At 72.0% G+C, this 24,286-nt stretch carries 23 protein-coding genes; 15 read left to right on the plus strand and 8 right to left on the minus strand.

Translation table 11 applies throughout. The annotated features are described in order from the left end of the window. Window positions 1–85 precede the first annotated feature (85 nt). Window positions 86–451 (minus strand): MerR family transcriptional regulator, encoded by a 366-nt coding sequence (locus CP975_RS25315; protein ID WP_055529661.1) that lies wholly within the window; start codon window positions 449–451, stop codon window positions 86–88. A gap of 77 nt (window positions 452–528) precedes the next feature. Between CP975_RS25315 and CP975_RS25320 the strand changes: the two genes are divergently transcribed. After that, window positions 529–1,647, plus strand: coding sequence for an alkene reductase (locus tag CP975_RS25320; RefSeq protein ID WP_055529663.1), 1,119 nt, complete (start codon window positions 529–531; stop codon window positions 1,645–1,647). On the opposite strand, the gene CP975_RS25325 is transcribed toward CP975_RS25320, so the two are convergent. Beyond that, a complete protein-coding gene (locus CP975_RS25325) occupies window positions 1,626–2,333 on the minus strand; it encodes a nitroreductase family protein (protein ID WP_055529665.1) in 708 nt (235 codons plus the stop codon). The genes CP975_RS25320 and CP975_RS25325 overlap by 22 nt on opposite strands. Before the next feature lie 86 nt (window positions 2,334–2,419). On the opposite strand from CP975_RS25325, the gene CP975_RS25330 reads away from it, so the two are divergent. Next, the gene (locus tag CP975_RS25330; protein WP_055529667.1) at window positions 2,420–2,956 is read left to right on the plus strand and encodes a GNAT family N-acetyltransferase; all 537 of its coding nucleotides are present in this window, start codon (window positions 2,420–2,422) and stop codon (window positions 2,954–2,956) included. 74 nt (window positions 2,957–3,030) lie between these two features. Here CP975_RS25330 and CP975_RS25335 read toward each other — a convergent pair whose 3' ends face one another. Continuing rightward, a complete protein-coding gene (locus CP975_RS25335) occupies window positions 3,031–4,032 on the minus strand; it encodes an NADP-dependent oxidoreductase (RefSeq protein ID WP_055529674.1) in 1,002 nt (333 codons plus the stop codon). 101 nt (window positions 4,033–4,133) lie between these two features. Here CP975_RS25335 and CP975_RS25340 point away from each other — a divergent pair, with 101 nt between their 5' ends. Then, entirely contained in the window at window positions 4,134–5,018 is an 885-nt protein-coding gene (locus CP975_RS25340; RefSeq protein WP_055529676.1) for a LysR family transcriptional regulator, read from the plus strand. 205 nt (window positions 5,019–5,223) lie between these two features. Next, complete coding sequence (locus tag CP975_RS25345; RefSeq protein WP_150477377.1) at window positions 5,224–5,361, plus strand: hypothetical protein; 138 nt, start codon at window positions 5,224–5,226, stop codon at window positions 5,359–5,361. Here CP975_RS25345 and CP975_RS25350 read toward each other — a convergent pair. After that, a complete protein-coding gene (locus CP975_RS25350) occupies window positions 5,355–6,953 on the minus strand; it encodes a purple acid phosphatase family protein (protein ID WP_055529678.1) in 1,599 nt (532 codons plus the stop codon). The genes CP975_RS25345 and CP975_RS25350 overlap by 7 nt on opposite strands. Before the next feature lie 128 nt (window positions 6,954–7,081). Here CP975_RS25350 and CP975_RS25355 point away from each other — a divergent pair, with 128 nt between their 5' ends. Then, a complete protein-coding gene (locus CP975_RS25355) occupies window positions 7,082–8,131 on the plus strand; it encodes a 3-isopropylmalate dehydrogenase (RefSeq protein WP_055529680.1) in 1,050 nt (349 codons plus the stop codon). A 245-nt stretch (window positions 8,132–8,376) separates the two neighbouring features. Continuing rightward, window positions 8,377–9,468 carry a branched-chain amino acid aminotransferase gene (locus CP975_RS25360; protein WP_055529689.1) on the plus strand — a complete coding sequence of 364 codons (1,092 nt, stop codon included), beginning with the start codon at window positions 8,377–8,379 and terminating at the stop codon, window positions 9,466–9,468. 225 nt (window positions 9,469–9,693) lie between these two features. Here the strand turns inward: CP975_RS25360 and CP975_RS25365 are convergent, their stop codons facing one another. After that, complete coding sequence (locus CP975_RS25365; protein ID WP_055529716.1) at window positions 9,694–10,329, minus strand: TetR family transcriptional regulator; 636 nt, start codon at window positions 10,327–10,329, stop codon at window positions 9,694–9,696. Between the two features lie 139 nt (window positions 10,330–10,468). Between CP975_RS25365 and CP975_RS25370 the strand changes: the two genes are divergently transcribed. Beyond that, window positions 10,469–11,398: a zinc-binding dehydrogenase gene (locus CP975_RS25370; RefSeq protein WP_055529691.1), complete on the plus strand. Its 930-nt coding sequence runs from the start codon at window positions 10,469–10,471 to the stop codon at window positions 11,396–11,398. Window positions 11,399–11,513: 115 nt separating this feature from the next. Here CP975_RS25370 and CP975_RS25375 read toward each other — a convergent pair whose 3' ends face one another. Continuing rightward, a complete protein-coding gene (locus CP975_RS25375; RefSeq protein WP_055529693.1) occupies window positions 11,514–12,941 on the minus strand; it encodes a cytosine permease in 1,428 nt (475 codons plus the stop codon). A gap of 152 nt (window positions 12,942–13,093) precedes the next feature. Between CP975_RS25375 and ureA the strand changes: the two genes are divergently transcribed. From ureA to CP975_RS25415, 8 genes are all read left to right on the plus strand, one after another. Continuing rightward, window positions 13,094–13,816 carry an urease subunit gamma gene (ureA, locus tag CP975_RS25380; RefSeq protein ID WP_055529695.1) on the plus strand — a complete coding sequence of 241 codons (723 nt, stop codon included), beginning with the start codon at window positions 13,094–13,096 and terminating at the stop codon, window positions 13,814–13,816. Further along, complete coding sequence (locus CP975_RS25385) at window positions 13,813–15,534, plus strand: urease subunit alpha (protein ID WP_055529697.1); 1,722 nt, start codon at window positions 13,813–13,815, stop codon at window positions 15,532–15,534. The genes ureA and CP975_RS25385 overlap by 4 nt, the downstream gene beginning before the upstream one ends. 11 nt (window positions 15,535–15,545) lie before the next feature. Then, window positions 15,546–16,583, plus strand: a complete 1,038-nt coding sequence (locus tag CP975_RS25390; RefSeq protein WP_055529718.1) for an agmatine deiminase family protein — start codon at window positions 15,546–15,548, stop codon at window positions 16,581–16,583. A 14-nt stretch (window positions 16,584–16,597) separates the two neighbouring features. Further along, window positions 16,598–17,206, plus strand: a complete 609-nt coding sequence (locus CP975_RS25395) for a TetR/AcrR family transcriptional regulator (protein WP_055529699.1) — start codon at window positions 16,598–16,600, stop codon at window positions 17,204–17,206. A 177-nt stretch (window positions 17,207–17,383) separates the two neighbouring features. After that, on the plus strand, window positions 17,384–18,634 hold the full coding sequence (locus tag CP975_RS25400; protein WP_055529702.1) for a TolB-like translocation protein: 1,251 nt from the start codon (window positions 17,384–17,386) through the stop codon (window positions 18,632–18,634). A 330-nt stretch (window positions 18,635–18,964) separates the two neighbouring features. After that, window positions 18,965–20,569: a citramalate synthase gene (cimA, locus tag CP975_RS25405; RefSeq protein ID WP_055529710.1), complete on the plus strand. Its 1,605-nt coding sequence runs from the start codon at window positions 18,965–18,967 to the stop codon at window positions 20,567–20,569. 61 nt (window positions 20,570–20,630) lie between these two features. Continuing rightward, window positions 20,631–21,983 carry a hypothetical protein gene (locus CP975_RS35120; protein ID WP_167532732.1) on the plus strand — a complete coding sequence of 451 codons (1,353 nt, stop codon included), beginning with the start codon at window positions 20,631–20,633 and terminating at the stop codon, window positions 21,981–21,983. 109 nt (window positions 21,984–22,092) lie between these two features. Beyond that, on the plus strand, window positions 22,093–22,968 hold the full coding sequence (locus tag CP975_RS25415; RefSeq protein ID WP_055529620.1) for an alpha/beta fold hydrolase: 876 nt from the start codon (window positions 22,093–22,095) through the stop codon (window positions 22,966–22,968). A 7-nt stretch (window positions 22,969–22,975) separates the two neighbouring features. On the opposite strand, the gene CP975_RS25420 is transcribed toward CP975_RS25415, so the two are convergent. Further along, window positions 22,976–23,518: a hypothetical protein gene (locus tag CP975_RS25420; RefSeq protein WP_055529622.1), complete on the minus strand. Its 543-nt coding sequence runs from the start codon at window positions 23,516–23,518 to the stop codon at window positions 22,976–22,978. Window positions 23,519–23,557: 39 nt separating this feature from the next. Continuing rightward, window positions 23,558–24,184 carry a YceI family protein gene (locus tag CP975_RS25425; protein WP_055529624.1) on the minus strand — a complete coding sequence of 209 codons (627 nt, stop codon included), beginning with the start codon at window positions 24,182–24,184 and terminating at the stop codon, window positions 23,558–23,560. Window positions 24,185–24,286: the final 102 nt, after the last annotated feature.

Genomic DNA, 24,286 nt, shown 5'->3' on the forward strand with positions numbered 1-24,286 from the left:
GGCGGCGCGGGGCCAGAAACGATTGTCCAGGCTGTCGCGGTCGCTGAACTCCGCATCGTTCAAGGGGAGTTGAGGGGACGGTGAGTCAGTGCGTCGCGCCGGACGCCGCCGTGATCACCTCGTCCAGGACCTCCCGCGCCCGCAGCAGATCCTCCACCTGCCGGTCGATCCTGGCACGCGCCTCGGTCAGCTCGTCCACCAGCCACGGCGTCGCCGTCTCCGAAGGACCGCCGTCCTTGTCCCGCATGCACGGCAGGAGTTGGACGATCTTCGCGCTGGACAGGCCCGCCGCGAACAGCTCCTGGATGTGGACGACCCGGTCGACCGCGCTCTCCGGATAGTCGCGGTGACCGCCCGGGGTACGGTCCGCGTACAGCAGTCCCTGCTGCTCGTAGTAGCGCAGGGAGCGCTCGCTCACGGCGGTACGCCTCGCCAGCTCGCCGATCCTCATCGCCCGTTCGACCTCCGCACTCGAATCTCGCATCCGTACTTGAATCTCACACCGGTGGCAGCTTCTACCGTTCCGGCATGACGAACACCACGCTTCTCGCGCCCTATTCCGCGGGCCCCCTCGGCCCCCTCCCCAACCGCGTCGTCATGGCCCCCATGACCCGGCTGCGCGCCACGGCCGACGGCACCCCGCTGCCGGTCGTCGCCGACTACTACGCCCAGCGCGCGAGCGCCGGCCTCATCGTCACCGAGGGCATCTGGCCCAGCAGCCGCGGCCAGAGCGGCTGGCGCTACCCGGGACTCGAGACCGCCGCGCACATCGAGGGCTGGCGGCGCGTCACCGGCGCCGTGCACGCCGCGGGCGGCCGGATCTACGCCCAGCTGATGCACGGCGGCCGTCACGGGCACCCCCTGTCCCGCGTCGACGGCGACGCCCCCGCCGCGCCGTCCGCCGTGCTCGTGGACCCGAGCCGCGTGCACGTGCCCGGCGGCAAGGCCGACCCGGTCACGCCCCGCGAGATGACGCCGGACGACATCCGCGCCGCCGTCCAGGACTTCGCGGACGCCGCCCGCAACGCCATCGAGGCGGGCTTCGACGGGGTCGAACTGCACGGCGCCAACAGCTACTTGATCCACCAGTTCCTCGCTGACAACACCAACCTGCGCGACGACGCGTACGGCAGGGGCTCGGTCGCCGACCGCATCCGTTTCGCCGTCGAGGTCGTGCGGGCCGTCGCCGACGCCATCGGCGCCGAGCGCCTCGGGCTGCGCCTCTCGCCCGGCAACCCGCAGTTCGGCATGGCGGAGGCCGACCCCGGCCCCGTCTACCGCGCGCTGCTCGACGAGATCGACGGACTCGGCCTCGCCTACCTCCACCTCACCGACAACGACCGCTACCCGGCCCTCGCCGACCTGCGGCCCCACTGGCACGGCACGCTCATCGCCAACGTGGGCGAGAACGGCGACCCGACGACGCGGGAGGCGGGCGAGGCCGTCCTCGCGTCCGGGGCCGCCGATCTCGTCTCGTACGGACGGGCGTTCATCGCCAACCCCGACCTTCCGGAGCGGTTCGAGGCGGGCGCGCCGCTCCAGGAGGTCGACGAGACCCACCTCTACGGGGAGGGCGCCGAGGGTTACACCGACTACCCGGCCCTCCGTCAGGGGCTCGTATCCGCTCAGACCTCCACGAGCACCTGATCGAGCGACTTGCGTACGAGGTCGGGAACCTGGCAGTCCGGAGCCGGATAGCCCACGGGGATCACGGCGAACGCCTTCTCGTTCTCGGGGCGGCCCAGCACCTGCGACAGGAACCGCATCGGGCTCGGCGTGTGGATGAGCGCGGCGAGGCCGGACAGGTGCAGGGCGGACAGGAGCATGCCCACCGCGATGCCGACCGATTCGTCGACGTAGTAGTGCTTGTGCTTGGTGCCGTCCTCGCCCAGCCAGTACCGCTGCTGGAAGACGACGATCAGCGCGGGCGCGTCCGTCAGGTGCGGCTTCACCTCGTCGGTGCCGAGGGGGCGCAGGGCCGCCAGCCACTCCTCGCCGAGCCGGCCGTCGTACGAGATCTGCTCCTCGTTCTCGGCGGCCTCGCGGATACGGCGGCGGACCTCCGGATCCTGGACGAGGACGAACGTCCACGGCTGCTGGTGCGCGCCGGACGGAGCCGTCGCCGCACACGCGATGGCGTCCCGCACCACCTGCGGGGGCACCGGGTCCGGCGCGAACTGCCGCACGGTGCGCCGCTCCCGCATCCGCTCCCGCAACTCCGCCGCCCGGGCCAGGGATTGGGCCTCGGGCATGCGCTCGGGCCGGTAGGGCACGGAGCGGTAGGGCTCGCCGTGGATGGGGGTCCACTCTCGCTGCTGCTGGGTCTCAGACATGGCCCCGATTCTGCTGTGCGGAGCCCGCCCGCGCCATGGTGCAGACCAATGAGGATCGCCCGGACGGACCTCGTTACGCTGGTGAGGTGTCGGAAAACATCCTGCGGACGTGCCACACCAGCGGGCTGGCGGCCACCGATCTGCGCGCCGCCCGCGCCCTGCTCGACGAGGCCTTCGACGGCGACTTCAGCGATCAGGACTGGGACCACGGCCTGGGCGGTGTGCACGCCCTCGTCCATGACGCGGCGGGTGCCCTGCTCGCGCACGGCTCGGTGGTGCAGCGACGGGTCCTGCACAACGGCCGTTCCCTGCGTGTCGGTTACGTCGAGGCGGTCGCCGTCCGCCCCGACCGACGGCGGCGGGGTCTCGGCGGCCTGGTGATGGGCGCCCTGGAGCGGGTCATCGACGGGGCGTACGAGCTGGGGGCGCTCTCGGCGTCCGACGAAGGCGCAGGGCTCTACCTCGCGCGCGGCTGGCGGGAGTGGCAGGGCGAGGTCGGCACGCTCGGCCCGGCGGGCGCGGTCCTCATGCCGGAGGAGGACCCGCCGCTGCTGTGGGGCTCGGTCGATCCGGACCCCGCGCACCCGTTCCTCATCGACTGGCGCGACGGAGACGTGTTCTAGGGCGGGCCCGCGAAGTCCCGCCTGCGGCGCGACGCCCGCCCTGGGGGCGAACGACGGGACTTCACGGACACGCCCTAGGCCCTGCCGCGCGCGCGGACGATCATCTTTCCCACGTTCTCGCCCCGCAGCATCCCCAGGAACGCGTCCACGATCCGCTCGAACCCCTCCACCACCGTCTCGTCGAGCCCGACCCGCCCGCTCCGCAGGTGCGGCACCACGAACTCGTACAACTCCTCCTGCACGGCACGGTGGTTGCTGACGAGGAAGCCCTCCATGCGCAGGCTCTTCTCGACGATGTCGGGGAGGTTGCGCAGCGTGTACGGCGCGCCGGTGGCGTTGTACTGGGCCAGGGTCCCGATCCGTACGATCCGCCCGAACTCGCGCAGCGAGGAGATCGCCGCCTCCAGGTGCTCGCCGCCGACGTTGTCCACGTAGACGTCGATGCCGTCGGGGGCCGCCTTCGACAGGAGGTCGGCCGTGGGGCCCGCGTGGTAGTCGAAGACCTCGTCGTAGCCGACGCGCTCGGTCAGGTACGCCGCCTTCGCCGCCGTCCCCGCGCTGCCGACGAGCCGTCCCGCGCCCATGAGCCGGGCGAGGCGCCCCGTCGCCGTACCGACGCCGCCCGCCGCCGCGGAGACGAACAGGTCCTGCCCCGCGCGGAGTTCGGCGATCCGGGTGAGGCCCACGTAAGCCGTCAGGCCGGTGCCGCCGAGAATGCTCAGATGCGCCGAGAGGGGCACGCCGTCGAAGCGGGGGACGGGGCGTGCCTCGTCGCGGGTGACCACGGCGTGCGTGCGCCAGCCCTGACGGTGGAAAACGATCTCCCCCTCGGTGAAGGCCGGGTCGCGGGACTCGATGACGCGGCCCAGTGTGCGGCCCTCCAAGGGGGCGTGCAGCGCGAAGTCGCCGTCCATCATCTCCCGGTGGTAGGGGTCGACGGACCAGTAGAGGTTCTCGACGAGGGCGGTGCCCGGGGTGGGCTCGGGCCGCGCGGACTCCACGAACGCGAAGTGGCCGGCGGTGGGGAAGCCGTGGGGGCGGGCGGTCTGGTGCACGGTGAGCGCGGTCTCGGTCATGTCCGTGACCGTAGGCAGGAATGCCCGGACCGGGCAGAGGGTTGCGCTCATGGAACGCCCGGATCCATGAAGGGCCCTCATAGAAGCAGGCAGGAGCCTCGATGGACGCCGTACACACCGCGGACCTTGCCCCGCACGAACTGCGCGTTCTCGTCGCCGTCGACCGCGAGCGGGGCTTCTCCGCGGCGGCGCGGGCGCTCGGGCTCACCCAGTCCGCGGTCTCCCACTCGATCCGCGGCACGGAACGCAAGGTGGGCGCGGTCCTCTTCGAGCGCGGCCGCAAGGGCGCGACGCCGACCCCCGCGGGCGCCGCGGCGGCCGCCCACGCCCGACGGGTGCTGCGGCTCCTGGACGCCCTGGTCACCGAGGCCCGTGCCGCCGAACGGGGCGAGGTCACCGGCCCGCTGCGCATCGCCGCCTTCCGCAGCGCGGCCCTGCACCTGCTCCCGGCCGCCCTGGAGCGCCTCACCGCCCGCCATCCCGGCATCCGCCCGGAGGTCAGGGTGGTGCGCGAGCTGGGCGCGGGCACCGCGGGCGAGGTCGCGGAGGGCCGCGCCGACGTGGGCATAGCGACGCTCGGCGGTGCCTCGCCCGTGCCGGCGGGACTCATCGGCGACGTACTCGTCCAGGAGCCGTACTCCCTCGTGCACCCGGCGGGCCACCCCGACCCGCGCTCCCTGCCGCTGATGGACTGGCACGAGAACTGCGGCTCGTACACGAGGGACTGGTGGCGCCGCCAGGACTGGATCCCGAAGGCGACGGTCCTGACCGAGGACGACGGGGCCGTGCTCTCCATGGTCGGCAACGGCCACGGGATGGCGATCATGCCCGCCCTCTCCCTGACCGGAGCCCCGGCGACGGTCGAGATCACCGATCTCGGGCCGGACCGCCCGACCCGGTCCGTCGGCTATGTCACCACCCCCGAGCTGGCCTCTTCCCTCCCCGTCCGGGCTCTGATCCGCGAGCTGAGAGCGGCACGCGCGTGAACGCCGTCTCAGATAGTAGGAAGTCCGAGTAATTGTGGAGACAGACGCTCCGCCCTCCCTTAGCTTTGGAGGAGCCGAACGTCTCGCTCGACCCAGCGAATGGCGGATGTGAGCCGGAGCCCACGCAGGCGAACCCTGCCGCTCCGACGTTCCCCGCCGCTTCCGGCGTCTCGAAATCACCCTTCCCTCAAGGAGTGGATCTCCCATGGCCGAGACGACCGCCCGCCGAGTCCGTCACATCTCCCGCACGAGCGACTCCGAGCGCTCCGAGCGCAAGAACGCCGCCGCTGCCCTCCAGCGAGCCCTGGACCGCAGGGACAACGGCGGCAAGACGGGTCACTGAGCCCGCTGCCTTCCCCGTTCCACCTCGAAGTGGTCGACGCGCTCGCCGTTCTCGGCGAGCGCGGAGACCGACAGCCTCGGGTGCGCGCCGGCGGTGACCTCCACCGCGAGGAACGAGAAGCCGGTGTAGCGCACGCGTGACCACTCGACGGTGTCGGGCGCGGGCCGCCGCGATTTCGTCCAGTAAAAGCTCGCGACGGGATCGTGGTCGTGATCGGGGACGTTGCCCTCGTAGCTGTCCTCGACCCCGGGGCCGAAGCCGTAGAGGTCCTTGCCCGCGCCGCCTGCGGTGACGTACACGATGCCGTCGCGCGTCGGATCGGTCGACGCGCCGACCGGTACGGGCCTGCCGACCTCGCCGCCCCTGATGGCGTCGGTGCGCTCGTACACGTGGTTGTGACCGTTGATCACCAGGTCCACCTGGTGCTTGGTGAACAGCGGCAGCCACGCGTCGCGCACCCCGCCGTCGGAGGCGTGCGTCGACGTCGAGTACGCGCAGTGGTGGAAGAAGACGACGATGAAGTCGATGCCCTCGTCCGCCCGCAGCTCACCGAGCCGCCCGTCGAGCCAGGCGGTCTGCTTCCCGTCCGTGTAGCCCCTGTTGGCGGGAATCTCGTACGAGACGTCGTTGGCGTCCAGCGCGACGACGCCGACGTTGCCGTACGTGAAGGAGTAGACGCCCGGCGCCTCGCGGGGGTCGAAGCCGTTCTCCGGCAGCGACCAGCGCGCCGACTGCCCGCCGTAGCCGTTCGGCGAGTACCACGCCTCCATGTCGTGGTTGCCGGTCGTGACCATCCACGGCACCGACTTCGCGACCGTCTCCGTCTGCGCGAGGAAGGTGTCCCACACGCGCGCGTCGTACGTGTCCGACTCCTTGCCGTGCCCGGTGGTGTCCGCGTAGCAGATGTCGCCCGCGTGCAGATGGAAGGAGGGGTTCTGGCCCAGGATCACCTGGTCGTTGGCGAGCGCGTGATAGCTGACGCCCTGGTCGCCGAAGGCCGTGAAGACGAACCTGTCCGCCCGCGCGGGAGCCGTCGTGAACGAACCGATCGTCGACATCCGCTCGGGCGACGCCGGGTCGAAGCCGTCGTGGCCGACGCCGTAGTAGTACGTCGTGCCGGGCTTGAGTCCGTCGAGCGCCGCGTGGAGGTAGTACTGCTCCACCGCCGGGAGCTTCTTCGACAGGGAGGGGGTGTGCAGGGCGCGCACCTCCGCCTCGATCTTCTGGCTCAGCTCCCAGGGCCTCGATCCCACGCGCACATAGGGGGACTTGACGGCGAACGGCACCTGCCAGGAGATCCGCATCTGAGTCTTCGGGTCGGCCCCGAACGCCAGGTGCCGTCCGAAGGGTGCGACCAGCTTGCCGTCGACCCGCACCCGGGCGGACGAGGCGGCCGCCACCCGCGGGGCCTCGCCGTACGCACCGCTCGAACCGCCCGCCAGCAGGCCGACGCCGCCCACCGCCCCGGCCGTGGCGAACGAACGGGCGAGCACCGTGCGGCGGGAGAGCCTCGTGCGCAGGTACTCGTGCTGCTCCGGCATGCTCATCCGCGCCGCGAGCGGCTCCGGTATGCCGACGTTGGGGGTGTCCATGACTAAAGACTTCCCAGGGGACCCCAACTGTGCCCGGGCGTACGGGTGAACAGCGGTTGACCGAGAAGCGACCGTCCGCATGCCGGACATCGCGTGTCATCCCCTGGGACGAAGAGTAGGCTGCCCGCATGTCGGCTAGCTCTCGCATCCTCAATCTCGCAGTGATCCCCGGTGACGGCATCGGCCAGGAAGTCGTGGCCCAGGGGCTCAAGGTCCTAGGCACCGTCCTCCCGCAGGATGTGAAGCTGGAGACCACGGAGTACGACTTCGGCGCAAGGCGGTACCACGCGACCGGTGAGACCCTCACCGACGCCGACGCCGAAGCCCTCAAGCGGCACGACGCGATCCTCCTCGGCGCCATCGGCGACCCCTCGGTCCCGTCCGGTGTCCTGGAGCGCGGCTTCCTACTGAAGCTCCGCTTCCTCTTCGACCACCACGTCAACCTGCGGCCGTCGAAGCTGCTCCCGGGCGTCGCCACCCCGCTCGCCGGGCAGCCGGAGATCGACTTCATCGTCGTCCGCGAAGGGACCGAGGGCCCCTACACGGGCAACGGCGGCTCGATCCGCACCGGCACCCCGCACGAGATCGCCACCGAGGTCTCCGTCAACACCGCCTTCGGCGTGGAGCGCGTGGTCCGTGACGCCTTCGCCCGCGCGCAGGCCCGCCCGCGCAAGAAGCTGACGCTGGTCCACAAGAACAACGTCCTGGCGTACGCCGGTCACCTCTGGACCAACGTCTTCAACCGGGTGGCCAAGGAGTTCCCCGAGGTCACCACCGACTACCTCCACGTCGACGCCGCGACGATCTTCCTCGTCACCGACCCCGGCCGCTTCGACGTGATCGTCACCGACAACCTCTTCGGCGACATCATCACCGACCTCGCGGCGGCCGTCTCCGGCGGCATCGGCGTCGCGGCCTCCGGGAACATCAACCCGAGCCGCGAGTTCCCGTCGATGTTCGAGCCCGTACACGGCTCGGCGCCGGACATCGCGGGCCAGGGCAAGGCCGACCCCACGGCCACCGTCCTGTCCGTCGCGCTGCTGCTGCGCCACCTCGGGTACGAGCCCGAGGCCGCCCGCATCGAGACCGCCGTCTCCGCCGACCTCGCCGAGCGCGGGGCGGGCGTCCGCACCACCGAGCAGATCGGCGACGCGCTCGCCGTACGAGTAGCGGGCTGACCCGGTAGCTCGAAGACCAGACAGCAGCCGCCGGGTCCCCCAGGGCACCCGGCGGCTTCTCGTATGCGGCCCCCGGGTGTCACCATCGACCCCCGGGCCGCACTCATGCCGTTTCTTCCTCGGGACCCCGCGAGCGATAATCGAACGTGGGGCCGTGAAGACAGGGAAGCTCGGACGTCCTCGTACCGCGTGGTACGGGCGTGAGCGCGGTCCGTCACCATCACACCGTGAAGGACAAAGCAGTCATGACGACGACGCCGACCATCGAGCTCAAGCCCTCCTCGTCCCCGCTGGCCGCCGCGGAGCGCGAGGCGATCATGGCCAACCCCGGGTTCGGCCGCCACTTCACCGATCACATGGTGACGATCAAGTGGACGGAGGGCCGCGGCTGGCACGACGGCCAGCTCGTGCCGTACGGGCCGCTGGCCCTCGACCCGGCGACGAACGTCCTGCACTACGCCCAGGAGATCTTCGAGGGCCTCAAGGCCTACCGCCGGCCCGACGGCACGGTGGCCACCTTCCGCCCCGACGCCAACGCCCGCCGCTTCCAGGCCTCCGCGCGGCGCCTCGCGATGCCCGAGCTGCCCGTCGAGACGTTCATCGAGGCGTGCGACGTGCTGGTGCGCCAGGACAAGGAGTGGGTCCCGGCCCACGGCGGCGAGGAGTCCCTCTACCTGCGTCCCTTCATGATCGCCACTGAGGTCGGCCTGGGCGTGAAGCCCGCGAACGAGTACCTGTTCGTCGTGATCGCCTCGCCGGCGGGGGCCTACTTCCCGGGCGGCGTCAAGCCCGTCTCCATCTGGCTCTCCGAGGACCGCGTGCGCGCCGTGCCCGGCGGCATGGGCGACGCCAAGACCGGCGGCAACTACGCCGCGTCGCTGCTCGCCCAGGCCGAGGCGGCGGCGAAGGGCTGCGACCAGGTCGCCTACCTCGACGCCGTCGAGCACAAGTGGGTCGAGGAGCTGGGCGGCATGAACCTGTACTTCGTGTACGGCAACAAGATCGTCACGCCGACGCTGACCGGTTCCCTGCTCGCGGGCATCACCCGTGACTCGCTCCTCACCGTCGCCCGCGACCTCGGGTACGAGTCCGAGGAGGGCCGCGTCTCCATCGACCAGTGGAAGGCCGACTCCGAGAACGGCACGCTCACCGAGGTCTTCGCGTGCGGCACGGCGGCCGTCATCACGCCCGTCGGCACCGTCAAGTGCAACGCGGGCGAGTGGCAGCAGAGCGGCGGGGAGCCGGGCGAGGTCACGCTGAAGCTGCGGGACGCGTTGCTGGACATCCAGCGGGGGACGTCTGAGGACGTCCATGGCTGGATGCACGACCTCGGCTGAGGGCCTTCGCGTTCTGCCCGCGGGGCCGGTGGGGGGCGGGGTCTGCGCAAGTTCCTCGTTCCCCGCGGGTGCGTCGTGGCTGGTCGCGCAGTTCCCCGCGCCCCCAAAGCGGCTCCGCCGCTGGGGGCGCTATTAGGTGGGCGGCGCGGGAGGCTCGGTCAGGGGCGCGGGGAACTGCGCGACCAGCCCCCGCCGGTCCGCGGTCAAAAGTGAAGGCGAAGCCCCCTAACGCGCCGCGAGGGCAAGCGCTTCCGGCACCGCGCCGCAGGCGACCCTCAGGGCATCCGCCAGGTGATCCCGCGTAGGGGCAGGCCCCTCCGTCCACACCTCCACCGCCCGGTGAAACGCCGCGACCAGCACATCGATCGCGAGCCGCGCCCGCAGCTCGTCCTCGTCCGGCAGGGCGAACCGGCGCCGAGCCACGTCGAGCGCCGCCCGGCCGGTGCGGTCGCAGAACGCGAGTCCGTGCGCGTCCATGGACGGAGTCCGTGCCGCGAGCCGCCGGCTGAGCAGCACCCGATGAGCCCATCCCTCGGCCGGCATGCGCCCGAGCGCGGCCAGCAGCGCGTCCCGCAGTACGTCGAACAACGGCTGCCCCGGGGCCGGTTCGCAGCTCTCCAGCTCCTCCAGGAACGCCCCCCACAGATCCTGGGTGGGCGCCATCGCCACGTCCTCCTTGCTGCTGAACGTGCGGAAGAACGTCCGCTTGCTGACCTCCACCGCATCGCACAGCGCGTCGAGCGTCACGCCGTCGAAGCCGCGCTCGGTGAACAGCTCCAGGGCGGTGTCGACGAGCGCCTGCCGCGTCCGCAGCTTCTTGCGCTCCCGCAGGGGGAGCCGGTCGAGGTCCGTCGCGTCCATGCCGGAAGTGTAGCCCGCGACGGCCATGCGGCGGCGAATGCCCCTTGAAGGCTTATGCCACTCAGTGGCACTATTGCGGCGGCCGGACCCGATCGCGGTACCCCCGGCTCTCCTTGGCGTACGTCGAAAGGCAACTCCCATGCGCGCACTGCTCGTTGACCATTCCGCCCCCGGCGGGCTCCGCCTCGGCGAGGCCCCCGTCCCCGAGCCGGCCCCGCACCAGGCCTTGATCCGCGTGCGCGCGACCTCCCTGAACCACGGCGAGGTGAGGTGGGGCATCGAGGGGGCGCCCGAGGGCGCGGTACTCGGCTGGGACGCGGCCGGCGTCGTCGAGCGGGCCGCCGCCGACGGCTCGGGCCCCGCGGCGGGCACCCGCGTGGTCACCCTGGCCGGTGAGGGCGGCTGGGCCGAATACCGTGTCGCCGACACCGACTGGATCGGCGTCGTGCCCGAGGACGCGGACCTGGGAGCCATCAGCACCGTGCCGGTCGCGGGCGCCAGCGCCCTGCGCGCCCTGGACCGGATCGGTCCGATCCTCGGCAGGCGCGTGCTGGTCACGGGCGCGACCGGCGGTGTCGGCCGGTACGCGGTGCAGCTCGCCCGGCACGGCGGCGCGCACGTCATCGCGGTGACCGGTGACCCCGAGGGGAAGGGGGACGCGCTCCGGGCCCTCGGCGCGCACGAGGTGATCGCCGCCCCCGAGGCGGCCGGAGCCCCGGTGGACGGCGTGGTGGACGTGATCGGGGGCGGGCAACTGGTCGACGCGTACCAGCAGTTGGGTGCGGGCGGCACCCTCGTCTCCGTCGGGCAGGCCGGCGGGGAGTCCGAGCACTTCCCGCTCAAGGCCCTCTATGGGGAGCAGGGCCGCCACGACCGCTCGATCGTCAACTTCCAGTTGCTCGGCTGCCCGGACCTCTCCCGGGACCTGACCTGGCTCGCGGAGCAGGTGGCGGCGGGCACGCTCGACCCCGGCACGTCCTGGCGGGGCCCCTGGGACAGGGCCCCGGAGGCGATCGAGACCCTCCTCACCCGCCGCCTCCAGGGCAAGGCGATCCTGGACATCGCCTGACGGGCGTCACAGCCAAGCGTGCGACGCGTGAGGTTCGGCCAGGGGCGCGGGGAACTGCGAGCCCGGCCACATCCCGACCCGCAGTCGCGAAGCCGGCCCCCGGGGGCACCCCGGCTCAGCCCGCTACCGTCTCCTCCTCCCCCAGCGGAAGCGGCGCCGCAACCACCGCACGCCGGGTCAGCGCCGCGTACGTCACGCCGCCCACCACCCCCGACAGCAGGAAACTGCAATCGACCCCGCCGGTCAGCGGCAGTAGCGGACCCTCGTACGAAGGGAGGGCGACCGAGAGCAGGCCTACCGCCGCGCCGAGCGCCCAGGAGATGGTGGCCTGGATGTTCCAGCCCGACCGGAACCAGTAGACGCCGCCCTTGGCGCGGCGGTTGAAGACCTGGAGGGCCTCCGCGTCGTACTCCCCGCGACAGCGCGCGAAGCCGATCAGCGTGATGACCGCCCAGGGGGTGCCGATGGCGGTCAGGAGCAGGACGAACGACGTCATCGCGTCCTGCGCCTCCCACGCGAAGTGCCCGACGAATACGCAGGCGGTGGCGACCACGGCGACCGTGTAGGTGGCGCGGGCGCGCGAGGCGCGGGGCAGGATCGCGTCCAGGTCGAGACCCATGGAGTAGAGCATGAGCCCCGCGTTGCCGACCGACCCGGCGGAGGCGGCGAGCAGCAGCGGCAGCAGGTACCAGGTGGGGGAGGCGTCGACGAGGCCTCCCGCGTAGTCGAGGGCGGCACGTGCCGCGTACGCCGTGAACGTGCCGAAGAGCTGCGGAATCAGCAGCCCCGCGAGCAGGCCCGTCCAGGCCGCGCCGAGGACCGCGCGGGAGCTGTGCCGGGCCGGGGAGACGTAGCGGGTGTAGTCGCCGAGCAGGGTGATGAAGGCGATGGGACCTGAGAGGCCCGCCGCGACCAGGGCGAGCAGCCACGTCGGCCAGAACGAGCCGAGGAGGTAGCCGCCCGCACCCGGCAGCGCGGAGGTCGTGAAGTCGGGGGCGTACGCGATGACGCCGAGGACCAGCAGCGCCGTCATGCCGAAGGCGAGGACGCGGGACAGGCGCAGCAGCACGCGGTAGCCGAAGACCGCGCCGACCACGGTGGCCGCGGCGAGCAGGGCGTAGACGACGCCGTACGAGAGCCCGTCGGCCGACAGCCCGAGCAGGCGGTGCAGGGTGCCCACCATCACGTCACCGCCGATCCAGATGGTCAGGGCGGTGTAGCCGAGCGAGAGCAGCAGGCCGACCACCGAGCCGACGAGGCGGCCCCGCACGCCGAACTGGGCTCCGGAGGAGGTGGAGAGGTTCGTCCCGGTGCGCAGGGACACCAGGGCGAGCGGCGCGGTCAGCGCCGTGCCGAGCACCGTGCCCGCCACCACCGCGCTCACCGACTCCCACCAGCCGAGGCCGAACGACACCGGCAGCCAGCCGAAGACGATCACCCCCAGGCAGAGGTTGGAGCCGATCAGGATCGACACGAGATCGCGGGGGCCGCTGGTGCGTTCCCCGTCCGGGATGGTGTCGACTCCGCGCTGTTCTATCGGCATGGGTGCCCCTGACGCTCGCTTGGTCCCGATGGTTGCCTCACTTAGAGCAGCGCTCAATGTGACCTGTGGAACCCAGCTTCGTCAATGCTTCCCGCATGCGGAATTCGCAGTTAGAGTGACGCTCTAAATATTGGAACAGGAAGGTACGGCGCGTGCGACTGACGCCCACCGAACGTGACCGGCTGCTGCTCTTCGGGGCCGCCGAGCTTGCCCGGGCCCGCAAGGCGCGCGGCCTCAGACTCAACGTCCCCGAGGCGACCGCGCTGATCGCCGACACGGTCTGCGAGGCCGCCCGCGACGGCGCCCGGCTCGCCGAGGCCGTCGAGCGGGCCCGCGCCGCCCTCGGCCCGGACGACGTGCTGCCCGGCGTCGCCGACGTGGTGACCGAGGTGCACGTGGAGGCCGTCTTCGACGACGGCTCCCGCCTCGCGGTGGTCTCCGACCCGATCGGCGCCGGCCTCGGGGGTCTCGGCGGTCTCGGCGACGAGGCGCCGGGCGCGCTGCTGCCAGGACCCGCGCACGACGACCCCGCGCCCGCCGTGACGCTGACCGTGCGCAACACCGCCGCCGTGCCCGTCTCCGTGACCTCGCACTTCCACTTCTTCGAGGCCAACCCCCGGCTCGACTTCGACCGCGCCGCCGCGTACGGGCTGCGCCTGGCCGTGCCCGCCGGGTCCTCCGTCCGCTTCGGGCCCGGCGAGAGCGCCGAGGTCGGGCTGCTGCCGATCGGCGGCGAGCGCATAGCCATCGGCTTCGCAGGCCTGGTCGACGGCCCGCTGGACGCGCCGGGCGCGAAGGAAGAGGCCCTGCGCCGCGCCGCCGCCTGCGGCTACCTCGGCGTACCCGAAACGACTGAGCAGGAGGTCCAGCGATGAGCCGTCCCGGAGGCCACCCCGCCGAACCACGCCGTCTCACCCCCTACGAGTACGCCTCGACGCACGGCCCGCGCGCCGGTGACCACGTCCGGCTCGGCGACTCCGGGCTGACGATCCGCGTAGAGTCCGACGCCCAGAAGTACGGCGACGAATTCCTCGCGGGATTCGGCAAGACCGCCCGCGACGGACTGCACCTGAAGGCCGCCGCCGTCCGCGAGACCTGCGACGTCGTCATCAGCAACGTCGTCGTCATCGACGCCGTGCAGGGCATCCGCAAGGTGTCCATCGGCATCAGGGAAGGCCGCATCCACGCCATCGGGCGGGCGGGGAACCCGGACACGCTCGACGCCGTCGACGTCGTCGTCGGCACCGGCACGTCCATCGTGTCGGGCGAGGGGCTGATCGCCACCGCCGGATCCGTGGACACCCACGTGCACCTGCTGTCGCCGCGGATCATGGAGGCCTCGCTCGCCTCCGGGGTCACCACGATCATCGGCCAGGAGTTCGGGCCGGTGTGGGGCGTGGGCGTCAACTCGCCGTGGGCACTGCGGCACGCCTTCAACGCCTTCGACGCCTGGCCGGTCAACATCGGCTTCCTCGGCCGTGGTTCGTCCTCGCACGACGCCCCGCTGATCGAGGCGCTCGCCGAGGGCGGCGCGTCCGGCTTCAAGGTGCACGAGGACATGGGCGCGCACACCCGCGCCCTGGACACCGCGCTGCGCGTCGCCGAGGAGCACGACGTACAAGTGGCCCTGCACAGCGACGGGTTGAACGAGTGCCTGTCGGTCGAGGACACCCTGAAGGTCCTCGAAGGGCGCACCATCCACGCCTTCCACATCGAGGGCTGCGGCGGCGGCCACGTCCCGAACGTCCTGAAGATGGCGGGCGTACCGAACGTCATCGGCTCCTCCACCAACCCCACCCTGCCCTTCGGCCGGGACGCCGTCGCCGAGCACTACGGCATGATCGTCTCCGTCCACGACCTGAAGACCGACCTGCCGGGCGACGCGGCCATGGCCCGCGACCGCATCCGCGCCGGGACGATGGGCGCCGAGGACGTCCTGCACGACCTGGGCGCCATCGGCATCACCTCGTCCGACGCGCAGGGCATGGGCCGGGCCGGCGAGACCGTACGCCGCACCTTCGCGATGGCCGGGAAGATGAAGGCCGAGCTGGGCCCCATGGAGGGCGACGGCGAGCGCGACGACAACGCGCGTGTCCTGCGCTACATCGCCAAGCTGACCATCAACCCCGCCCTCGCGCACGGCCTCGCCCACGAGGTCGGGTCCATCGAGGTCGGCAAGCTCGCCGACATCGTGCTGTGGCGCCCCGAGTACTTCGGCGCGAAGCCCCAGCTGGTCCTCAAGTCCGGCTTCCCCGCCTACGGCGTCGTCGGCGACCCGAACGCCGCGACCGACACCTGCGAACCGCTCGTCCTCGGCCCGCAGTTCGGGTCGTACGGCGCGACGCCCGCCGACATCTCCGTGGCGTTCGTCGCGCAGGCCGCGCTCGACCAGGGCAACGACCTGATGCCGACCCGCAGGCGTCGCGTCGCCGTCCGGGGCACGCGCGGCATCGGCCCCGCCGACCTGCGGCTGAACTCCCGCACCGGCTCCGTCGACGTGAACCAGAAGACCGGCCTGGTCACCCTCGACGGCGACCCGGTCCGCTCCGGGCCCGCCGACTCCGTCTCCCTCAACCGCCTCTACTTCCTTTGAAGGTGTACGTCATGTCTGCTGCCGCCGACGGCTTCCGCATGCCCGCCGAGTGGGCCCCGCACGAGCGCACCTGGATGGCGTGGCCGGGCCCCAACCCCACCTTCGACGACCCCGAGGGCCTGGACGAGTCCCGCCTCGCCTGGGCGAACGTCGCCCGTGCCGTACGCCGCTTCGAACCCGTCACCGTGGTGTGCGGCCCCGCCCAGTCCGCGTACGCGACCGAACTCCTGGGCCCCGACATCGAGGTGGTGGAACGCGACCTGGACGACGCCTGGATGCGCGACATCGGCCCGACCTTCCTCACCGACGGCAAGGGGCGACTGGCCGCCGTCGACTGGACGTTCAACGGCTGGGGCGCCCAGGAGTGGGCCCGCTGGGACCACGACTCCAAGATCGGGGCGTACGTCGCCGACCTCGCGGGCGCCCGCACGTACGCCTCGCACCTCGTGAACGAGGGCGGCGGCATCCACGTCGACGGCGAGGGCACCGTCCTGCTCACCGAGACCGTCCAGCTCGGCCCCGAACGCAACCCCGGCCTGACCAGGGAGGAGGTCGAGGCGGAGATCCACGCCCAGCTCGGCACCACCAAGGCGATCTGGCTGCCGCGCGGCCTCACCGCCGACTACCCCGGCCACGGCTTCGGCACCCTCGGCCACGTCGACATCGTCGCCGCCTTCGCCGCGCCCGGCGTCGTCCTCGTCCACTCCCAGCGCGACCCGTCGCACCCCGACTTCGAGGTCAGCAAGGAGATCATCGCCACCCTGAAGGGCCGGACGGACGCCCGCGGCCGCACCCTGCGGATCGTCGAGGTACCCGCACCGACCGTCCTCAAGGACGACGAGGGCTGGGTCGACTACTCCTACATCAACCACTACCTGTGCAACGGCGGCGTGGTCCTGTGCGCCTTCGGCGACCCGAACGACGAACTGGCGGCCGGAATCTTCCGCGGCCTCTTCCCCGACCGTACGGTGACGCTCGTCGACGCCCGTACGATCTTTGCCGGGGGCGGTGGCATCCACTGCATCACCCAGCAGCAGCCCAAGGTGTGACCAAGGAGTGAGAGATGGCCGGTCAAGTCCGCACGCGGAAGAACGCCCCTCCGCGTGAGGACGTACTGACCACCGCCATGGAGATGATCGCCGAGCGCGGCCTGGAGAAGCTGACCATGGCCGCGCTCGGCCGTGAGGTCGGCATGAGCTCCGGGCACCTCCTCTACTACTTCAACACCAAGGACGAGCTGCTCCTGCGCACCCTGGAGTGGAGCGAGGGGCGCCTCGGCATCGAGCGCGGCCGGCTCCTCGCCCGCACCGGCACGGCCCGCGCGCGCCTGGACGCGTACGTCGAGCTGTACGTCCCCGACGGTCCCGGCGACCCCCACTGGACGCTCTGGCTGGAGGTCTGGAACCGCTCGCTCAACGCCGACGAGGAGGGCCGCGACCGGCAGGCCGCGATCGAGGGCGCCTGGCACCGCGACCTGGTGGCGCTGCTCGCGGAGGGCGTCTCGCGCGGGGAGTTCGGGGCGATCGACCCCGACCGGTTCGCGGCGCGGCTGCGCGCGCTGCTCGACGGGTTCTCCATCCATGTGGCGATCGGGCTGCGGGGCACCGGCCGCGAACAAGTCCTCGCGCACGTACGGGAGTTCCTGGACGGGGCGCTGGCCTCGGGCGCGTAGGGACGACCGGCGGCCTGTCTAGGTTGTACGCGTTCCGGCGGATTGCCCGCTGTCTGCTCATGCGTTTGTATCTTCGTGGGCCCGCACGACGAGCATCCGGCGTCGGGCCGCACCGGGCGGGGCACCGCTCCCGCGCCGCGAAGAAGAGCAGAAGAAGAGCACACGGGGGAACCACACATGCACCGCACCAAGCACCGCGCCGCGCTGGCGACCGCCGTCCTCGCCGCCGTCACGGCCACCTCCCTGCCCGCGGCCGTCGCCGCTCCGGCCGTGCCCCGCACCGAGGGCGTCAGCGTCACACCGGCGGGCAGGGCCGGGAACGACACCTCCGCGAACGCCGTGATCAGCCGCGACGGCCGGTACGCCGCCTTCGACTCCGAGGCCTCCGACCTGGTCGCCGGAGACACGGGCGACCTCAGCGACATCTTCGTACGCGATCTGCGTACCGGGCGGACGGAACGCATCGCCCTCGAAGGACGCCAGGTCAGGAGCCCCTCGCTGAGCGCCGACGGCCGCTACGTCGCGATGATCACCAGCCCCGCCGACTCCTACTCCGACCGCGACGTACGCCTGTACGACCGCCGGACGAAGAAGACCGAGCGCCTCGACGTCGAACTGCCCGACGGCTACCCCGGCGACAGCGCGGGCAGCGTCTCCCTGAGCGCGAACGCGCGCTACGCCGTCTTCGACACGGACGGGCCGCAGTCCGACGGCACCGCGGTCTTCCTGCGCGACCGGAGGACCGGCACCACCGAGAGGATCAGCCACCCGTACACGGGCGGCGACGGGGAGCGCGACGCCCACTCGCCGACGGTCAGCGACGACGGCCGCCGCGTCGCCTACGCCACCTCCTTCGCCAACGGCCCGCGCGGCGACGACTGGAGCGACCTGTGGCTGCGCGACCGCGGGACCGGGAAGGTGACGCAGATCGACCGCTCCCACGACGGCTCCAGGACCGAGAAGGAGTCCCTGCGGCCCTCCCTCAGCGGCGACGGCCGCACGGTCGTCTTCGAGTCCCGCGACACGCACCTGGTCCCGAACGACGCCGACGCCGCGTGGAACGTCTTCGTCCACGACATCGCCTCGGGCACCAACCGGCGCGTCCACGGCACCCAGGGCGGCCCCGGCGAGGCCTACACCCGCGCGCCCGCGATCAGCGCCGACGGCCGCTACCTCACGTACATGTCGGAGCTGTCCGAGCCGGGCTCCCAGTGGGGCAAGGAGTGGCCCGTCTACCTGCGGGACCTGAAGCAGGGCACCACCACGCTGGTCACCCCGGACGCCACGGGCGGCGCGGCCACGGCGGACGTCGGCCCGGGCGGCATCTCGGCGGACGGCCGCAGGGTCGCCTTCCTCTCCGGCGATCCGACGCTGCTGAGCGGCGACACCAACGACGGCGGCGACGCCTTCGTGCGGCACGTGCGCTGACGTCCTCGTCGGTGCGGGCGGCGCGTCCCACGCACCGCCCGCATCGTGAGACGGTGCCGCGCGGCGCAAGCGAGCTGTGGCAGGCTGCCCCCGTGCTCTCGTTCGCCATGATTATTGGCAGCAGGCGCGCCGGTCCGCAGTGACCGTCTCGTACCACCAAGTACGGGCGGACACCGTCGTCCTCGACCCGCGCGCAGACCTCTCGCACCCGCGAGGGGTTTTTTCGTTTCCCGGCCCATCTTCAGCCGGACGCGGAGCGCGCGGGATCATTGTGGGCGGTGGAGCCGGTCCTTCCGGTAGACCGAGATCCGACACAGGAGCCAGATCAGCATGACGGAAACCAGCACGCCCGACGATTCCTTCCATGTCTTCGACACGACGCTGCGCGACGGCGCGCAGCGCGAAGGCATCAACCTCACCGTCGCGGACAAGCTGACCATCGCCCGGCATCTGGACGACTTCGGCGTGGGCTTCATCGAGGGCGGCTGGCCCGGCGCCAACCCGCGCGACACCGAGTTCTTCGCGCGGGCCCAGCAGGAGATCACCTTCCGGCACGCCCAGCTCGTCGCCTTCGGCGCCACCCGCCGCGCGGGCGCCAAAGCGGCCGACGACCCGCAGGTCAACGCACTGCTGGCGGCCGGCGCCCCCGTCATCACCCTCGTCGCCAAGGCCCACGACCGGCACGTCGAACTCGCCCTGCGCACCACCCTGGACGAGAACCTGGAGATGGTCCGCGACACCGTCTCCTACCTCCGCGAGCAGGGCCGTCGGGTCTTCGTCGACTGCGAGCACTTCTTCGACGGCTACCGCGCCAACCCCGAGTACGCGAAGTCCGTCGTGCGGGCCGCCGCCGAGGCGGGCGCCGACGTCGTCGTCCTGTGCGACACCAACGGCGGCATGCTGCCCGCGCAGGTCCAGGCCGTCGTCGCCACCGTCGCCGCCGACACCGGCGCCCGGCTCGGCATCCACGCCCAGGACGACACCGGCTGCGCGGTCGCCAACACCCTCGCCGCCGTCGACGCCGGCGCCACGCACGTGCAGTGCACGGCCAACGGCTACGGCGAGCGCGTCGGCAACGCCAACCTCTTCCCGGTCGTCGCCGCCCTGGAACTCAAGTACGGCAAGCGGGTCCTGCCCGAGGGCGCGCTGCGCGAGATGACTCGCGTCTCGCACGCCATCGCCGAGGTCGTCAACCTCACGCCCTCCACCCACCAGCCGTACGTGGGCGTCTCCGCCTTCGCGCACAAGGCAGGCCTGCACGCCTCCGCGATCAAGGTCGACCCCGACCTGTACCAGCACATCGACCCGGACCTCGTCGGCAACCGCATCCGCATGCTCGTCTCCGACATGGCGGGCCGTGCCTCCATCGAACTCAAGGGCAAGGAACTCGGCGTCGACCTCGGCGACGACCGCGCGCTGGTCGGCCGGGTCGTGGAGCGGGTCAAGGAGCGCGAACTCCAGGGCTACACGTACGAGGCCGCCGACGCGTCCTTCGAGCTGCTGCTCAGGGAGGAGGCCGAGGGCAGGGCGCGGAGGTACTTCCGGGTCGAATCGTGGCGGGCCATCGTCGAGGACCGCCCCGACGGCACGCACGCCAACGAGGCGACCGTGAAGCTGTGGGCCAAGGGCGAGCGCATCGTCGCCACGGCGGAGGGAAACGGCCCGGTCCACGCGCTCGACCGGGCGCTGCGGGTCGGCCTGGAGCGGATCTACCCGCAGCTCGCCAAGCTGGAGCTGGTGGACTACAAGGTCCGCATCCTGGAGGGCAAGCACGGCACGTCCTCCACCACGCGTGTCCTGATCTCCACGTCCGACGGCACCGGCGAGTGGTCGACCGTCGGCGTCGCCGATAACGTCATCGCCGCGTCGTGGGGAGCGCTGGAGGACGCGTACACCTACGGGCTGCTGAGGGCCGGGGTCGAGCCCGTCGAGTAGCCCCGTCCCCGCCGGACCTCGTCGGCCTCCGTCGGCGGCCCCGCTGGGTTACGTTCGAAGTATGAGGAATCGGACGAAGCGGATCAGTGTGGGAGTGTCCGGGCTGCTGCTGGCTCTGGGTGCCGCGTCCTTCACGGCGGCGCCCGGGGCCGCGGCCGCGGCGGACACCTCGGAGGTGGCCGCGGCCTGGGAGAAGAGCCCGGTGTACGTCGATCCCGCGGCGTCGGACCAGCTGTCCGATTCCCAGGCCGACGCCCTCGCCCGGAAGATCGAGGACGCGGACAAGCCGGTGTTCGTGGCCGTGCTGCCGCAGGACTTCCCGCGCCAGGACCTCTTCCGGAAGCTGCGGACCGAGACGGGCGTGACGGGTGTCTACGCGGTACGCCTCGGCGACGGCTTCGACGCGAAGGCCGACCGCGCGGTCCTTTCGGGCAACGCCGTCACCAACCTCGTCTCCCTCGTGCGGGGCGAGGACGCCGCCACCCAGCTCAACGGCTTCGTCGACGAGGCCCTCGCGCAGGCCGCGGGGAAGGCCCCGCAGTCCTGGAGCGGCGGCCCCGAAGGCGACGGCGTCTCGGTGGGCGCCCTCGCCGGTGTCGGCGTGGTGATCGTCGCCGGTGGCGTGGGCGCGTACGCCGTGATCCGGCGCAAGAAGCGGCGCCACGAGGAGGTGCAGCGCGAGGCGCTGCGCAAGCTGTCCGTCGTCGTCGACGAGGACATCACCGCGTTCGGCGAGGAACTCGACCGGCTCGACTTCCACCCCGCGGAGCCGGGCGCGGACGACGCGATGCGGGCCGACTACGAGCGCGCGCTCGACGCGTACGAGAAGGCCAAGTCGTCGATGGCGGCCGCGGTGCGCCCCGATGACGTGCGGGGGGTGACCGAGGCCCTGGAGGACGGACGCTTCTCACTGGCGCTGCTCGCCGCGCGACGCGAGGGGCGGCCCCTCCCGGAGCGGCGGGCGCCCTGCTTCTTCGACCCGCGGCACGGGCCTTCGGCCGAGGACGTCATGTGGGCGCCACCGGGCGGGCCCGAGCGTTCGGTCCCGGTGTGCGCGGCGGACGCGGCACGCCTGGCGGACGGGCAGGACCCGATGACCAGGACCGTGGCCACGGAGTCCGGGGAGCGGCGCCCCTACTGGGAGGCGGGGCCCGCGTACGGGCCGTGGGCGGGCGGCTACTTCGGCGGGGGCATCCTGCCGGGGCTGCTGATCGGCACGATGCTCGGCGGCATGATGGCGGGACCGGCGTACGGGGCGGACTTCGGGGACGGGTACGGCGACTTCGGGGGCGGCGACTATTCGGGGGCGGACTTCGATCCCGGCGACTTCGGCGGCGGTGGCGGTGGCGGGGACTTCGGCGGGGGAGGGGACTTCGGGGGTGGCGGGGACTTCGGTGGGGGAGGCGGGTTCTAGGTCGGCGGGTGCCAGGGCGATCGCGAGCGGTCTTGCGCGAGGAGATGACGAGACGGTACGGTTCGTCTCGTAAGGCGTCAGTCGTAAGTTCGGCTCGTGGAGGTGGCTCATGGTGCGGGAGCGGTATGTGGAGGTCGCGGCGGGGGTGCGGCTGTGGACGGAGCGGCGAGGGGCGCCCGACGCCCCGGCGCTGCTGCTGGTCATGGGGGCCCAGGCCGCCGGGCTCGGCTGGCCCGAGGAGCTGGTGGACGCGCTGGCGGAGCGGCATCACGTCATCCGCTACGACCATCGCGACACGGGGCGCTCCAGTCACTGCTTCGACGAACGCCCCTATCGCGTCACGGACTTGGCGCGGGACGCTGTCGCGGTCCTGGACGGCCTCGGGGTCGAGCGCGCGCACCTGGTGGGGCTTTCGCTCGGCGGCATGCTCGCCCAGCTGGTGCTGGCCGACCACCCCGAGCGCGTGCTGAGCGCGACCCTGATGGGAACGTGCGCGCTGAGCGAGACGCCGTACGCGGGGCCCGACGGCGCGAGCGAGCTGCCCGGCATCGCGCCGGAGGTGCTGGAGATGTGGGCGCGGCCGGTCGAGGACCACGGCCTGGAGGCCGAGCTGGACCGGCGCGTGGAGCACTGGCGGGTGCTCGGCGGTGATCAACTGCCTTTCGACGCCGCGTACTTCAGGCGGCTCGAACGGCGCATCATCGAGCATACGGGCGGCTATGCGCCGTCGACCGCGCACGCGCGTGCCGACGACTCGGGGATGCTCCGCACCGCCGAGCTGGCCCGGAACAAGGTCCCCACCCTCGTCGTCTCGGGCTCCGCCGAGCCGGTCTTTCCGCCGCCGCACGCGCGGCATCTGGCCCAAGTCATCGCCGGGGCCCGGCTGGTGGAGGTGCCGGGCATGGGGCACGCTCTGCCCCCGGCCGTGCTCGGCCCCCTCGCGGAGGCGATTCTGGCGCACACGGGGGGCGCCCGGACGGCCTGACGTCTCGTCAGTCCCCGTGCGGATCCTTGGCGGTGACCGACCAGCGGCCCGAGTGGCCGGGCGGCAGTGCCAGGTCCCGCCGTACCGCCGCGTAGTACTCCTGCCGTGCGGTCCGCTGCCGCTCCAGCATGCCGGCCCACGCGCGCGGGTCCCGCGTCCCGTCGCGCAGGAACCGTTCCATCTCGATGACCGTGAGCACCCACACGCGCGCCTTGTCCACCACGTCCGGCGCCCCCAGCATGAGCAGCGCCTCCCCGGCCGGGTCGCGGGCGTCGGCGGCCTCCGTGAAGTGGGGTGCGGCCGCCTCGGGGGAGAGGGGGTGCGGATGGGGGTCGTTGCCGAGGTGGGCGGCGACGCGGTAGGTCAGCGTGACGGACTGCTTGAGGACCCGGGCGTACTCGGTGTAGATGGCGAGCCGCCGCTCCTCCCACCGGGCGGCCTGCTCGCGCAGGAAGCGGATCCGGTCGCCGCGGGTGATCGCCATGTACGACCCGAGCGCGCCGACGATCACACCGATGAGTGCGGGCAGTTGCTGTATGAACTCGGGCACGGCGAAACGGTAGCGCGCGGGCGCGGCCGGCGCTCGGGCTCAGGAGGCCGCCTTGATCGCCGAGATGTCGAAGTTCAGCTTGATCTTGTCGGAGACGAGGACGCCGCCGGTCTCCAGAGCGGAGTTCCACGTGAGACCCCAGTCCGAGCGGAGGATCTCCGCCTTGCCCTCGAAACCGACGCGCTCGTTGCCGAACGGGTCCTTGGCGGAGCCGTTGAACTCCAGGTCGACGGAGAGCGGCCGCGTCGTGCCGAGGATCGTCAGGTCGCCGGTGACGCGGTAGTCGTCGCCGCCCAGGAACTCCGCCTTCGTGGAGCGGAAGGTCATCTCCGGGAACTCCTCCGTCTTGAAGAAGTCCGCGCTCTTCAGGTGCCCGTCACGGTCGGCGTTGCCCGTGTCGATGCTGTCCATCCGCACGTCGATGGAGGCCGTCGAGCGCGACGGGTCCGTGCCGTCCAGGTGCAGCGTGCCCGCGACGTCGCGGAAGGAGCCCTTGACGTTCGTGACCATGGCGTGCCGGGCGACGAAGCCGATCGTCGAGTGCGCGGGGTCGATCGTGTAGTCGCCGGTCAGCGCGGCGAGCCGCAGGTCGGCCGCGAGGGCCGGGGCGGCGGTGGTGGTGGCAGTGGGGGCAGCGGTGTTGTTCTTGCGGCCGAAGAGACCCATGACGTGCTCCTTGGGGGACTAGCTCCGACGGGGAGCTTCTGTTGAAGGTTCAACGAGATTGAAGGTAGCGCGATTCAGTTCAACATTCAACCTCTGGCGGAG

The organism is Streptomyces alboniger, assembly GCF_008704395.1.
In the GTDB taxonomy this organism is placed as follows: domain Bacteria; phylum Actinomycetota; class Actinomycetes; order Streptomycetales; family Streptomycetaceae; genus Streptomyces; species Streptomyces alboniger.